The sequence below is a fragment of the Inquilinus limosus genome (assembly GCF_002195995.1).
Taxonomy (GTDB): Bacteria; Pseudomonadota; Alphaproteobacteria; order DSM-16000; family Inquilinaceae; genus Inquilinus; species Inquilinus limosus_C.
In genome coordinates, this window is the sequence record NZ_NHON01000006.1 from 74998 (window position 1) to 88462 (window position 13465).

Genomic DNA, 13465 nt, shown 5'->3' on the forward strand with positions numbered 1-13465 from the left:
GAAATGCGATATCGGTCTTGCTAAAGCGCGAGCGCAACTTGCGGTGTTTTTACCCCACGAAACAGTGCTTCGAAAGTGTCACATTCCCAAGAAAAATAAAGACAGAGTCCGTGGCCAAGCTTGGATGCGCGACGCCGCCAAACACCACTCGACAATCCTTGTCAGAACTTGCGAATTTTGCCGCCGAATCTAAGTTCGTTAGATCAAAATATATCTTCAACGGAGCGTCATTCGGCCAATCCTGCAATGCCCTGGAGTCGGTCGCGGAGCCATGAGGAAGAGGCAAGGAAAACTCATTCTCCACAATAGATCGTAGGCAAAATCCGATATCATCAGTGCTGCACCGCCACGGTCTCCTGACAATTGCGTAGTAATCCAGGCGGCAGAACCCAAAGTCCTCAGATATCGATACCTTATAATTCGGCGTCTCATATGGGTTATGAACGTTTGTTTCGAGTCCTATAATTTTGGACGCGTTGCGACACTCCTCGGCGGTCTCGCGGTAGGTCAGCAGTTGGTCGATGATTGGTTCTTCGCCGCGCTTTGGAGGATGTGCAGGGTTGCTTGTCTTTGTCCGACCGTCGGGCCCCGTCATTTTGAAAATTATCCCATCAGCCCGCAACAACTCGGGCACCAGCACACCGAACATGGTGACGAACGCGAAGAGGATGAATTGCTTGGCCATGGGGGCGCACCCTGGTGGCGTATTGTCCCAACCAATGTGCAGCCTTCTACGATCCGATGTCCACTTTCCGCCCTTCGCGGCCGTTCACCTCGCCCGGTTCTCTTCGGTGGTCCCGCGGCTGCCTTGACGAGGAAAAGCAGACGATCGACCCCGGGCTGGTTCAAATCGCTTGACTATATGTTCGCTTTTTGTTCTAATCAACGGATGGTCGATGGTGCCATCAGAGCCGGAACTCCCGCCGCCGCTTCGCCGGCCACGGCGCAGGCCGGCCGCTATGCCGAGGTGCTGGCGGAGCTGACCGAGCTGGCCCTGGAGCTGGCCCGCGTCTTCCAGGCCAGGGCGCTGGCCGCCGNAGGCCGGCCGCTATGCCGAGGTGCTGGCGGAGCTGACCGAGCTGGCCCTGGAGCTGGCCCGCGTCTTCCAGGCCAGGGCGCTGGCCGCCGATCGGGCCGGCGATCTCGACCGCGCCGCCATCGCCGAAGCGGGCTTCAACCGCACCGCCCTCGGCATCCGCCGCGCCGCCGCGCTCGACGCCAGGCTGCGGCAGCAGCAGGAGGAGGCGCGGCACGAGGCCGACTCTTATCGCGAGTGGCAGCGGGATGAGAAGGAGGACCGGCGCCACATCGTGGCCGAGGCCCTGTCCCGCGCCATCGCCGCCGGGAAGCCCGCGGCCAAGGAAAAGCTGACCGTCGATCTCTGGTCCCGCCTGGCTGAGGATGAGCGCATCGACGCCGACCTCGCCGACACCGCCCTGCCGATCGAAACCCTGGTGCNTCCCTGGCCGCGGGCTTCCCGGCGGCGATGGCGCGGGACAGGGCCTCGGCCACGATGTGGCGCCGGCCGTCCTTCTCATCCCGCTGCCACTCGCGATAGGAGTCGGCCTCGTGCCGCGCTCGACGCCAGGCTGCGGCAGCAGCAGGAGGAGGCGCGGCACGAGGCCGACTCCTATCGCGAGTGGCAGCGGGATGAGAAGGACGGCCGGCGCCACATCGTGGCCGAGGCCCTGTCCCGCGCCATCGCCGCCGGGAAGCCCGCGGCCAAGGAAAAGCTGACCGTCGATCTCTGGTCCCGCCTGGCTGAGGATGAGCGCATCGACGCCGACCTCGCCGACACCGCCCTGCCGATCGAAACCCTGGTGCTGCGCCTCGGCCGCCAGCTCGGCCTGTCCCGCCGCGCCGTCGCCGCCGGCCTCGGGCCGAAGGAGGAGGCCGGTCCCGCCCGCGCCGCCCCGAAGCCATCGGACGAGATCCCSGCCGCCGCGCCGGCCGCCARACCGGCCGCCGCGCCGGGTCAGCCGCCCCCGCTGGATTGGAGCAGATCCACCTACCACTACTACCGCAGCATCGCCGCCGAGGATGTCGGCGGCCCGGCGGGCGAGACCTACATCATCGACACCGCCACCGGCGACATCTTCGACCAGAACTGGACCCTCTTCCGCACCCTGCCCATGGACGACCGGCCGCCGGACACCGGCGGGGCCGCTGCCCCGCCCGCCACGGCGCCGCCGGATCCCGGCGGTGAGCCATCCGGGACGGCGGCCACGCCCGGCGAGGATCCGGACGAGGCCGAGCGCAAGCGCCTGAGGCGCGAGCGCGACGCCGAAGGACGCCGCATGATGATGATGGCCCATATCTTCCGCCACGCGTGATGGCGGCGGGCGCTTCACCGTGGCTAAGCTCAGGCATGCCGGCGCTCCCCGCAGGCAAGACCGCTTCAGCATACCAAACACCGTCATTGCGAGCGCAGCGAAGCAATCCAGGGGACGCACAAACCGGCCCCTGGATTGCTTCGTCGGCTTCGCCTCCTCGCAATGACGGTTGGGGAGTGCTTCGAGCGGCTCTCGCCGAAAGGCGCTAAGCCACAGCCGATGGCAGCCCTAATGCTCGTGCGCGGCGTCATCCCCGGGCAGGTCGAGCTTGAACGCGTCCTTCAGCTCCGAGATCTGGCCGGGCGACAGCAGCCGGGGGTTCAGGCCGCGCAGCAGCAGGTGCAGCTTCGCCGTCTCCTCCAGCTCCTCGGTCGCATAGACCGCGGCCTCCAGGCTCTCCCCCGCCACCACCGGGCCGTGATTGGCCAGCAGCACGGCGGAATACCGGCCGGCGAGGCCGCGGATGGCGTCGGCCACGGCCGGGTCGCCCGGCCGGTAATAGGGCACCAGCGCCGTCGCCCCGACCCGCATCAGGTAATAGGCGGTCAGCGGCGGCAGCACCGCCTTGGGGTCGATCCCCGGCAGCATCGACACCGCGACCGAATGGGTCGAGTGCAGATGCACGATGGCGCGGGCCGAGCCGCGCGTCTCGTAGAGCGCGCCGTGCAGCGGGATCTCCTTGGTCGGCTTGTCGCCCGACAACAACCGCCCCTCGGCGTCGAGCCGCGACAGCCGGGCCGGGTCGAGGAAGCCGAGCGAGGCGTTGGTCGGCGTCACCAGCCAGCCGCCATCGTCCAGCCGCAGGCTGATATTGCCGGAGGAGCCCGGCGTCAGCCCGCGCTCGAACAGCGAGCGGCCGAAGCGGCAGATGTCCTCGCGCAGCCTGGTCTCGTCCATAGGTCCCTCCTTCCGATCGCGTCAGGCGGTGGCGCCCGGCACCAGCTCGAAGCCGAGATCGACCACCGTCGCCGGCTCGCGGCCGCAGACCAGCCGCGCCCCCACCTCCCCCATCCGCACCCGGGGCGAGCGGATGGTGGAGAGCGGCTGCGGCAGCGCCTGGGCCAGGTCGAGCCCGTTGAAGCCGAACAGCGCCACCCGGTCGGGCACGGCGATGCCGCGCGCCAGGCACAGGAAGCAGCCGCCCATCGCCATGTCGTCATTGGAGAAATAGACCGCATCGACCCCGCCGTCGCGGTCGAGGATGCGGGCCAGCCCCTCCCGCCCCGCGGCAGCCGAGGACCGGCCCGGCATCAGCTCGGTCGCGACCAGGGCCGCGGCGCTTTCCGACAGCGCCTCGCGGAAGCCCTCGAAGCGCTTCGCGGCCCGCCGGTCCTGGCCGAGATCGTGGCCGACATAGGCCAGGCGCCGATAGCCGCGCTCGATCAGGTGCCGGGCGCTGGCCCGGCCGGCCGCCCGGTTCGACAGGCCGACGACGATGTCGAGCCCGGCGCCGTCGAGATCCATCAGCTCGGCCACCCGGATGCCGGCATGGGTCAGCATCGCCCGGCTGCGGTCGGTGTGCTCCAGCCCGGTGACGATCAGCCCGGCGGGGCGCCAGGCCAGCATCGCCTCGATCAGCCCCTCCTCCCGCGCCGGATCGTAGTCGGTGACGCCGACCACCGAGCGGAAGCCGGCGGCATCCAGCACCGCCTCCGCCCCGCGCAGCACGTCGGGGAAGACGATGTTGGCCAGCGACGGGATGATCACCCCGACCAGGTTCGAACCGGCGGAGGACAGGGTGCCCGCGAGCCGGTTCGGCACATAGCCGAGGCGCCGGACGATCTCCAGCACCCGGTCGCGCGTCTCCCCCGCCACCGGCCCGCCGCGCAGCACGCGCGACACGGTGATCTTGCTGACTCCGGCGGCGCGGGCGATGTCCGCCAGCGTGATGCCCCTGGGATCGGCCCGCCGCGTCCGCGCCATCAGGCCCTTGCCTTCCCGGCCCGGTGGGGCAGAGTCATGTTCGAGGACGGGATCCGTGCCGGCACCATGGGGACTTTCCTGCGGCAGTCCGGCCTCCGGATTGCCCATCATCGCTGCGCTGATATCGATATCATAATCCATCACGGAATGGCACGGCAGTCGGTTTCTGCCTTCTCGATCGCGCCACGCGGGCATATGATATCGGTATCAACATCGACGGACGTGCCGCCGGGCGGACATCGACCCGGGCTCGCGGGCATGTCGATGGCCGGATGAGGAGACTCGGGATGCAGGACACAGGGAGGAGCCGCGCCGCCGTGATCGGGCTGGGCTCGATGGGGCTGGGCATGGCCCTGTCGCTGCGCCGGGCCGGATTCGAGGTCCCCGGCTGCGACCTCTCCGCCGCCGCGGTCGAGCGCCTGGTCGCCGCCGGCGGCACCGGTGCCGCCACCCCCGCCGAGGCCGCGGCGGGCGCCGATATCGTCGTCTCCGTCGTGGTCAACGCGGCCCAGACCGAGTCGGTGCTGTTCGGCGAGGCCGGCTGCGCCGCGGCGATGCCGCAGGGCGCGGTCTTCATCTCCGCCGCCACCATGGCGCCGGAGGCGGCGCGCGGACTGGCGGAGAGGCTGGCGGCGAGCGGCCGGCACTATCTCGACGCCCCGATCAGCGGCGGCGCCCAGCGCGCGGCGGAGGGGGCGCTGACCATCCTCGCCTCCGGCAGCGCCGCCGCCTTCGCCTCGGCCCGGCCGGCGCTCGACGCCATGGCGGCCAAGCTGTACGAGCTCGGCGACGCGCCCGGCACCGGCGCCGCCTTCAAGATGGTGAACCAGCTGCTGGCCGGCGTGCACATCGCCGCCGCCTGCGAGGCGATCGCCTTCGCCGCGCGGCAGGGGCTGGACATCCGCAAGGTCTACGAGGTGATCACCGCCTCGGCCGGCAATTCCTGGATGTTCGAGAACCGCATCCCGCATGTGCTGGACGGCGACTACGCGCCGCGCAGCGCGGTCGACATCTTCACCAAGGATCTCGGCATCGTCATGGACATGGCGCGCAGCGGCAAATTCCCCGTGCCGGTGGCCGGCGCGGCGCTGCAGATGTTCCTGATGACCGCCGCCGCGGGCATGGGCCGGGACGACGATGCCTCGGTCGCCCGGCTCTACGCGCAGATCGCCGGCCTCGACCTGCCCGGCGCGCCGAAGGAAGGATAGATCGATGCCGCGCTTCGCCGCCAATCTCAGCATGATGTTCACCGAATGGGACTTCCTCGACCGCTTCGACGCGGCGGCCGCGGCGGGCTTCACCGCCGTGGAGTACCTGTTCCCCTATGAGCATCCGCCCGAGGCGATCGCCGAGCGGCTGTCGCGCAACCGCCTGACCCAGGCGCTGTTCAACCTGCCGCCCGGCGACTGGGCCAGAGGCGAGCGCGGCCTCGCCGCCCTGCCGGAGCGGGCGGACGAGTTCCGCGCCTCGGTCGCCACCGCCCTCCGCTATGCCGAGGCCACCGGCGTCGGCCGCGTGCATATGATGAGTGGCAACGCCGACCCGGCCGATCCGCGGGCGCAGGCGGCCTGGCGCGACGCCACCCTGTTCGCCGCCGAGGCCTTCGCCGCCAAGGGCATCGACCTGCTGCTGGAGCCGCTGAACACCCGCGACATGCCGGGCTATTTCCTGGGCAGCTTCGACCGGGCCGCGGCGCTGATCGGCGAGCTGGGCCTGCCCAACCTGAAGCTGCAATTCGACTGCTATCACCGGCAGATTCTGCATGGCGACGTGACCATGGCGCTGCGCGCGCTGCTGCCGGTCACCGCCCATGTCCAGGTCGCCAGCGTGCCCGGCCGGCATGAGCCGGATGTCGAGGAACTGAACTACCCGTTCCTGTTCCAGGAGCTGGACCGGCTGGGCTATGCCGGCTTCGTCGGCTGCGAGTACCGGCCGCGCGCCGGCACGCTGGAGGGCCTCGGCTGGTTCGCGCCCTATGCCGGCCGCCGGGCCTGAGGAGGAGAAGACGATGACCCTCGTCCTTGGCTGCGTGGCCGACGACTACACCGGCGCCTCCGACCTGGCGAACACCCTGTCCAAGGCGGGGCTGCGCACGGTGCAGACCATCGGCGTGCCGCGCGACGATATGGCGCTGCCGCCGGTCGACGCCGTGGTGGTGGCGCTGAAGAGCCGGTCGATCCCGGCGGCCGAGGCCGTGGAGCGCAGCCTGGCTGCGGATCGCTGGCTGCGCGGCCGTGGCGCCGGGCACGTCCTGTTCAAGATCTGCTCGACCTTCGATTCGACCGATGCCGGCAACATCGGCCCGGTGACCGACGCGCTGCGGGCGGAGATCGGCGCCGGCCCCGCCCTGGTCACCCCCGCCTTCCCGGAGACCGGGCGGACGGTCTATCTCGGCCATCTCTTCGTCGGCACGGTGCCGCTGCATGAGAGCCCGCTGAAGGACCACCCGCTGAACCCGATGCGGGATTCGAACCTGGTGCGCGTGCTGGGCCGGCAGAGCAAGGCGCCGGTCGCGCTGCTGCCCCTCGCCACGGTGGAGGCCGGGCCGCAGGCGGTGCGCGACGCCATCGGCCACCACGCGGCGGAGGGCGCGGGCGCGATCATCGCCGATGCGGTGCTGGACCGGCATCTGGAGACTTTGGGCGTGGTGGCGCTGGACCAGCCTGTGTCGACCGGCGCCTCCGGCCTCGGCCTCGGCATCGCCCGGGCGCTGGTCGCCGCCGGCCGGATCGCGGCGTCCGGCGCGGGTCAGGCGCCGGCCGCGATCGGCGGCCCGGCGGCGATCCTGGCCGGCAGCTGCTCGCAGGCGACCCTGGGCCAGATCGCGGCGGCGGAGCGGAGCATGCCGGTGCTGCGCCTGGATCCGGAGGCGCTGGCCGGCGATCCTGGCGAAGTCGGGCGCGCCCTCGCCTGGGCCGAACGGCATCGCACCGAGGGGCCGGTGCTGATCGCCAGCAGCGCCCCGCCGGAGCAGGTCGCGGCGGTGCAGCGGAAGCTCGGCCGCGACGCCGCCGGCCATGCCATCGAGCAGGCGATGGCCCGGATCGCCCTCGGCCTGGTCGAGGCCGGGGTGCGCCGGCTGGTGGTGGCAGGGGGCGAGACCTCCGGCGCCGTGGTCGACGCGCTGGCCCTGCCCGCCTTCCGCATCGGCGCCGAGATCGCCCCGGGTGTGCCGGTGCTCTATGCCGTCGGCCGCGAGCCGCCGATGGTGCTGGCGCTGAAATCGGGGAATTTCGGCGGGCCGGAGTTCTTCACGGACGCGCTCAGGGCGATGCCGTGAGCCAAGCGGACGGGCCGGAGCCGCCCCCTCACCCGGAACCGCGACCGCGGTTCCGACCTCTCCCCGAGGAGAGGTGATGTTTCCCTCTCCTCGGGGAGAGGGAGGGGCCCGTCGCGTTGGCGACGGGAGGGTGAGGGGGAAAGCTTGCAGTCCTCAGAGGATCACCGGCTCCGGCTCCAGCGCCACGCCGTAGGTGGCCTGGACGTCGCCCTGGATCTGCCGGGCCAGGTCGAGGATCTCGGCTCCGCTGGCGCCGCCGCGATTGACCAGGACCAGCGCCTGGCGGTCATGCACCGCGGCGTGGCCGACCGCCCGCCCCTTCCAGCCGCAGCGGTCGATCAGCCAGCCGGCGGCCAGCTTCACCCGGCCGTCCGGCTGCGGATAGCCGACGATGCCGGGGAAGGAGGCGGCGAGGTCCTGGTACTGGTCGCCCGGCACGATCGGGTTCTTGAAGAAGCTGCCGGCATTGCCGATCACCGCCGGGTCCGGCAGCTTCTGCCGCCGCACCGAGACCACCGCGTCGAAGATCTCCGCCGCCGCAACATCGCTCCGGTCGCCGAACACCCGCGCCAGATCGGGATAGGTCGTCACCGGCGCCCAGGGCCGCGGCAGGCGCAGCGTGACCGACGTGACAATCCAGCGGTCCGGCTCGCGCTTGAACAGGCTGTCGCGATAGCTGAACCGGCAGGCCGTGCGGTCCAGCGTGACGAAGCCGCCGGCCGCGGTGTCGAAGGCGCGCAGGCTCTCGAACCGCTCCTCCAGCTCCACCCCATAGGCGCCGATGTTCTGGATCGGCGCGGCCCCGGCGGTGCCCGGGATCAGCGCCAGGTTCTCCAGCCCCGGCCGGCCCTGGGCGATGGTCCACGCCACCAGATCGTGCCAGACCTCCCCGGCCCCGGCCTCGACCAGCACGGCCTCCGCGCTCTCCCCCGCCAGCCGCCGGCCGGGGATGCGCATCAGCAGGGTCAGCCCGTCGAAATCGCCGGTCAGCACGACATTGCTGCCGCCGCCCAAGAGCCGGCGCGGCAGCCCGGCGAAGCGCGGATCCGCCAGCACCGCCGGCAGCTCGGCCTCGTCGCGGATCTCAACGGCGTAGCGGCTGCGCGCGGCGATGCCGAAGCTGTTGGCGGATTGCAGCGGGTGGTCGGTCAGGATCTGGTACATGGTCACAGCATTAGGGCGCGGCCGGCCCGCGGGCAATCACACGATCTCGTCGATCAGCTTGGCGATCAGCGCCTGGATGAAGGTGTCGCGGCCCTCGGCGGTGCGGACGAAGGCGCCGATGCCGCCGATCACCTGTTGCCGGTAATAGCCCTCGAGCCAGTCATACTCGTCGAGGATGACCAGCGCGTTGACCGTCACATGCGCCGCCTCCGCCGCGTCGCGGGCCAGGATCGGGTCGATGCCGGCGTTGGAGAAGCCGTTCGAGACGATGTCGATGGTCTGGCGCGGGCTATCGAAGCCGCTGCCCTTGAACAGCTCCAGCGCGTCGAGCACGGCGCTGCCGATCGCGGTCGACCCGGCCTCCTGCCCCGCCGGCGCGGCCAGCACCGCCTCGGCAAAGGCGTCGGCGTCGGCGGCGCTGGCGAGGCGGTGCCAGGGCAGCAGCACCTTCAGGCTGCGCGGGCCGTCGAAGCGGGCCAGCGTCACCGCGATGCCGCCGCGCGGGCCGGCCGCGATCGCCGCCTTGACCTTGTCGTCGCGGAAGGCGGCAGCATGGCCGCGCAGCTGGAACTCCAGCGCGCCGATGGTGATGCTGGCCGAGGCGTCGACCAGCAGGACCAGTTCCAGATCCACCGGCTGTTTCTCCGGTGCAGGCTCGGCGGGAGGCTGCGGCTCGGGCGCCGGGGTCTGGGCCGCGGCCAGCGATGGCCGGACCAGCAGCGAGCCGGCGAGCCAGCCGGCGAAATGCCGCCGCCTCATGGCGCCAGCGTGGCCAGGAAATCGTCGGCGTCGCGCCAGAAGGCGCTGCGGATGTCGTCGCGTTCCATCAGGATCTCGTGCCGGGCGTCCGCATAATCGCTGACCCGGCACTGCGGCAGCAATCGGGCGACCCGCCGGGACGCGGCGTTGTCGACCAGCCGCTCCTGCCCGGCCAGCAGCATCAGCACCGGCACCTGGATCGACGGCGCCTGCCGCAGGATCACGGCGGAGGAGCGGAAGGCGGCGGCGAGCCAGCCCCAGGTGATGCCGGAGACGCGGTAGTCCGGATGGTCGCGGAACCAGTCGGCCTGGATGCGGTTGCGCACAGGGTCGCTGGACAGGAGCCGCCGCGGATCGAGCATCCGCTGCCCGTCATAGCCGCCCTCGCCCGGGGCGTAGCGCCGGCCGCGGCCGAAGGACGCCGCCACCGGCGCCAGCATGCGGGCCACGCGCTGCACCGCCGGCACGGCGATCGGCACCACCATCGGCGCGGTCAGGATCGCTCCGGCGGCGAGGTCCGGCCGGGCGGCCAGCAGCCGCAGCGCCAGATGCCCGCCCATGGAGTGGCCGAGGACAATCAGCGGCCCCTCCCCCACCGGGCGCACCACCTGGTCGATCAGCCGGGCGGCGTCCTGCACCAGCGGGTCGAAGCTGTCGTAATGGCCGGTCTCGTCGCCCACCGGGGTACGCGACGACAGGCCCTGGCCGCGCCAGTCGAAGCCGAAGACGCGAAAACCGCGGGCGATCAGCTCGCCCACGGTCTCGCGGTACTTCTCGATGAACTCGCTGCGGCCGTTCAGGATCAGCACGGTGCCGCGCACCCGCCCTTCCGGCTCCGGCCACGCGCCCCAGCGCAGCCGCGCCCCGTCCGGCGTCGTCAGGACATCGGTTCGGGGCGCGGCGGCGAGGTCCACTACTCCGCCTTCACCTCGGCCCGCAGCGCCGCCTGGGCGGCGGCGAGACGGGCGATCGGCACCCGGTAGGGCGAGCAGGAGACGTAGTCGAGCCCGACCGATTCGCAGAAATGGATCGAGGCCGGGTCGCCGCCATGCTCGCCGCAGATGCCGAGCTTGATGCCCGAGCGGGTCTTGCGGCCGCGCTCCGCCGCCAGCGACACCAGCTCGCCCACCCCGTCGCGGTCGAGGGTGACGAAGGGGTCCTGCTCCAGGATGCCGGCGCGGGTGTAGTCCGGCAGGAAGGTGCCGGCATCGTCGCGGCTGATGCCGAAGGTGGTCTGGGTCAGGTCGTTGGTGCCGAAGGAGAAGAACTCCGCCGTCTCCGCCAGCTCATGTGCCCGCAGCGCGGCGCGCGGCAGCTCGATCATGGTGCCGACCAGGAAGTCGAGCTTGATGCCCTTCTCCGCCTCGACCGCGGCGGCCACCGCCACGATCGCGGCCTTGAGGATGTCGAGCTCCTTCTTCGAGAAGGCGAGCGGGATCATGATCTCCGGCGTCACCGTCTCGCCCGACGCGGCCTTGACCTCGGCCACCGCCTCGAAGATCGCCCGCGCCTGCATCTCGTAGATCTCCGGGAAGGAGATGCCGAGGCGGCAGCCGCGATGGCCGAGCATCGGGTTGCTCTCATGCAGCTGCGCCGTGCGGTGCCGCACCCGGCCGAGATCGACGCCGGCGATGCGGGCGACCTCCTCGAGGTCCTCCTCGGTGCGCGGCAGGAATTCGTGCAGCGGCGGGTCGAGCAGCCGGATGGTGACCGGCAGGCCCTTCATGATGGTGAACAGCTCGACGAAATCCTTGCGCTGCATCGGCAGGATCTCGGCCAGCGCCGCCTTCCGCGCGTCCACCGTCTCGGCCACGATCATGCGGCGCACGGCAGTGATGCGGTCGGCCTCGAAGAACATGTGCTCGGTGCGGCACAGGCCGATGCCCTCGGCCCCGAACTTGCGCGCGGTGCGGGCATCGAGCGGGGTCTCGGCATTGGTGCGGATCTTCATCCGCCGGACCGCGTCGGCCCAGCCCATCAGCGTGGCGAAGTCGCCCGACAGTTCGGGCTGCACCGTCGGCACCTCGCCCTTCATCACCTCGCCGGCGGCGCCGTCGATGGTGATGACGTCGCCGGCCTTCAGCGTGACGCCGCCGACCGAGACGGTCTTCGCCTTCGGATCGATGCGCAGCTCGCCGGCGCCGGAGACGCAGGCCCGGCCCATGCCGCGGGCCACCACGGCCGCGTGGCTGGTCATGCCGCCGCGGGTGGTCAGGATGCCGGCGGCGGCGTGCATGCCATGGATGTCCTCGGGGCTGGTCTCCTCGCGGACGAGAATCACCTTGTCGCCCATCTGGGCCAGGGTCTCGGCCTCGTCCGCAGTCAGCACGATCTTACCGGAAGCGGCACCGGGCGAGGCCGGCAAGCCCTTGGCGATGACTTCGCGCTGGGCCTTCGGATCCAAGGTCGGATGCAGCAGCTGGTCGAGCGCCTGCGGCTCGACCCGACGGACCGCCTCGCGCTGGTCGATCACGCCGGCCTCGGCCAGCTCGACCGCGATGCGCAGCGCCGCGGCGGCGGTGCGCTTGCCGTTGCGGGTCTGCAGGATATAGAGCCGGCCCTGCTGGACCGTGAACTCGATGTCCTGCATGTCGCGATAATGGCTCTCCAGCCGGTCGCGGATGTCGCAGAGCTGCCGGAAGGTCTCCGGCATCGACTCCTCCATCGACGGCAGGTCGCTGCCGGCCTGCTCGCGCGAGACCTTGGTCAGGTTCTGCGGCGTGCGGATGCCGGCGACCACGTCCTCGCCCTGGGCGTTGATCAGGTACTCGCCGTAGAAGGCGTTCTCGCCGGTCGAGGGGTTGCGGGTGAAGGCCACGCCGGTGGCGCAGTCGTCGCCCATATTGCCGAACACCATCGCCTGGACGGTGACCGCCGTGCCCCAGCTGGCCGGGATGTCGTGCAGGCGGCGATAGGTGATGGCGCGCTGGTTCATCCAGGAGCCGAAGACGGCACCGATCGCGCCCGACAGCTGGTCCTTCGGGTCCTGCGGGAAGGGCTGGCCGAGATCGGTCTGGACCACGCCCTTGTAGCGGTCGACCAGGGTCTTCAGGTCGGCGGCCGTCAGCTCGGTGTCGAGCGACACGCCGCGCTCGCGCTTGATGCCCTCGAGCTCATCCTCGAAGCGGTAATGCTCCACCCCCAGCACGACGTCGCCATACATCTGGATGAAGCGGCGATAGCTGTCATAGGCGAAGCGCTCGTCGCCGGTGCGGGCGGCCAGGCCGCCGACGGTCTCGTCGTTCAGGCCGAGATTGAGCACAGTGTCCATCATGCCCGGCATCGAGGCGCGGGCGCCCGAGCGGACCGAGACCAGCAGCGGGTTCGCCTTGTCCCCGAACCTGGCGCCGACGATGCCTTCGATCTGGGCCAGCGCGTCGTGCATCTGACCGTCCAACTCCTCCGGGTAGGAGCGGCCGTGGTCGTAGTAGTAGGAGCAGACCTCGGTGGTGATGGTGAAGCCGGGCGGCACAGGCAGCCCCAGGACGCTCATCTCGGCGAGATTGGCCCCCTTGCCGCCGAGAAGGTTGCGCATGTCGGCGCGGCCGTCAGCCTTGCCGTTCCCGAAGCCGTAGACCCACTTGGTCATGTCGTTCTTCTCTCCGCCTTGGCGTTCGTGGGAGATGATTGAGTCGGATCTTAGACCCGAAACGGCGAAAGCGGTACGCCGGCCCCGGACCGGGCATTCGGACGGAGGACGGGCACATAGCCGCCTTCCAGAGCCGTTGCGGTCGGAATCATCGTACCTCCGCCTCGATCCAGCGCAGGGGGAACAACGGTTCGATCCCCGTGCGTGTTCCGTGTCTTGCAGCGCAGCGAGGCCACGAAGTCAAGCACGGAGAAACGGCGGAATTCCTCAGAGTTTTATAAGTTTGCGACGCAACATGGTCGATTTCCGAACTGCTAAGGACGGAGATGGAAATCCGCACGCATTTGATAAGCGGGCTTATTTGACAAGCAACGTTCACCGGCCCCGGCATGCGCATGCCAAGACCACCCACTTGGC

Annotated in this window: 10 protein-coding genes; 3 read left to right on the top strand and 7 right to left on the bottom strand. The window is 70.4% G+C overall.

The annotated features are described in order from the left end of the window. Positions 1-49: 49 nt before the first annotated feature. The 3 genes from BWR60_RS36200 to BWR60_RS05190 all read right to left on the bottom strand — a co-directional run bounded on the left by BWR60_RS36200 (position 50) and on the right by BWR60_RS05190 (position 4256). Positions 50-685, bottom strand: a complete 636-nt coding sequence (locus BWR60_RS36200; RefSeq protein WP_144445523.1) for a hypothetical protein — start codon at positions 683-685, stop codon at positions 50-52. A gap of 1876 nt (positions 686-2561) precedes the next feature. Beyond that, on the bottom strand, positions 2562-3230 hold the full coding sequence (locus BWR60_RS05185) for an aldolase (RefSeq protein ID WP_088149942.1): 669 nt from the start codon (positions 3228-3230) through the stop codon (positions 2562-2564). Between the two features lie 21 nt (positions 3231-3251). Then, positions 3252-4256, bottom strand: coding sequence for a LacI family DNA-binding transcriptional regulator (locus BWR60_RS05190; RefSeq protein ID WP_088149992.1), 1005 nt, complete (start codon positions 4254-4256; stop codon positions 3252-3254). Positions 4257-4528: 272 nt separating this feature from the next. On the opposite strand from BWR60_RS05190, the gene ltnD reads away from it, so the two are divergent. From ltnD to otnK, 3 genes are read left to right on the top strand one after another with little or no spacing between them, the layout of a single operon-like run. Beyond that, entirely contained in the window at positions 4529-5464 is a 936-nt protein-coding gene (gene ltnD, locus BWR60_RS05195; protein ID WP_144445524.1) for an L-threonate dehydrogenase, read from the top strand. Positions 5465-5468: 4 nt separating this feature from the next. After that, on the top strand, positions 5469-6251 hold the full coding sequence (otnI, locus tag BWR60_RS05200) for a 2-oxo-tetronate isomerase (RefSeq protein ID WP_088149944.1): 783 nt from the start codon (positions 5469-5471) through the stop codon (positions 6249-6251). 13 nt (positions 6252-6264) lie between these two features. Beyond that, positions 6265-7536 (top strand): 3-oxo-tetronate kinase, encoded by a 1272-nt coding sequence (otnK, locus tag BWR60_RS05205; protein WP_088149993.1) that lies wholly within the window; start codon positions 6265-6267, stop codon positions 7534-7536. A gap of 153 nt (positions 7537-7689) precedes the next feature. On the opposite strand, the gene murB is transcribed toward otnK, so the two are convergent. The 4 genes from murB to ppdK are packed head-to-tail and all read right to left on the bottom strand — an operon-like array spanning position 7690 to position 13048. Continuing rightward, positions 7690-8700, bottom strand: a complete 1011-nt coding sequence (murB, locus tag BWR60_RS05210; protein WP_088149945.1) for a UDP-N-acetylmuramate dehydrogenase — start codon at positions 8698-8700, stop codon at positions 7690-7692. Between the two features lie 36 nt (positions 8701-8736). Further along, positions 8737-9459 (bottom strand): DUF1194 domain-containing protein, encoded by a 723-nt coding sequence (locus BWR60_RS05215; protein WP_088149946.1) that lies wholly within the window; start codon positions 9457-9459, stop codon positions 8737-8739. Beyond that, a complete protein-coding gene (locus BWR60_RS05220) occupies positions 9456-10373 on the bottom strand; it encodes an alpha/beta fold hydrolase (RefSeq protein WP_179221638.1) in 918 nt (305 codons plus the stop codon). Before BWR60_RS05220 ends, BWR60_RS05215 begins: the two co-directional genes overlap by 4 nt. Next, complete coding sequence (ppdK, locus tag BWR60_RS05225; protein WP_088149948.1) at positions 10373-13048, bottom strand: pyruvate, phosphate dikinase; 2676 nt, start codon at positions 13046-13048, stop codon at positions 10373-10375. The genes BWR60_RS05220 and ppdK overlap by 1 nt, the downstream gene beginning before the upstream one ends. Positions 13049-13465: the final 417 nt, after the last annotated feature.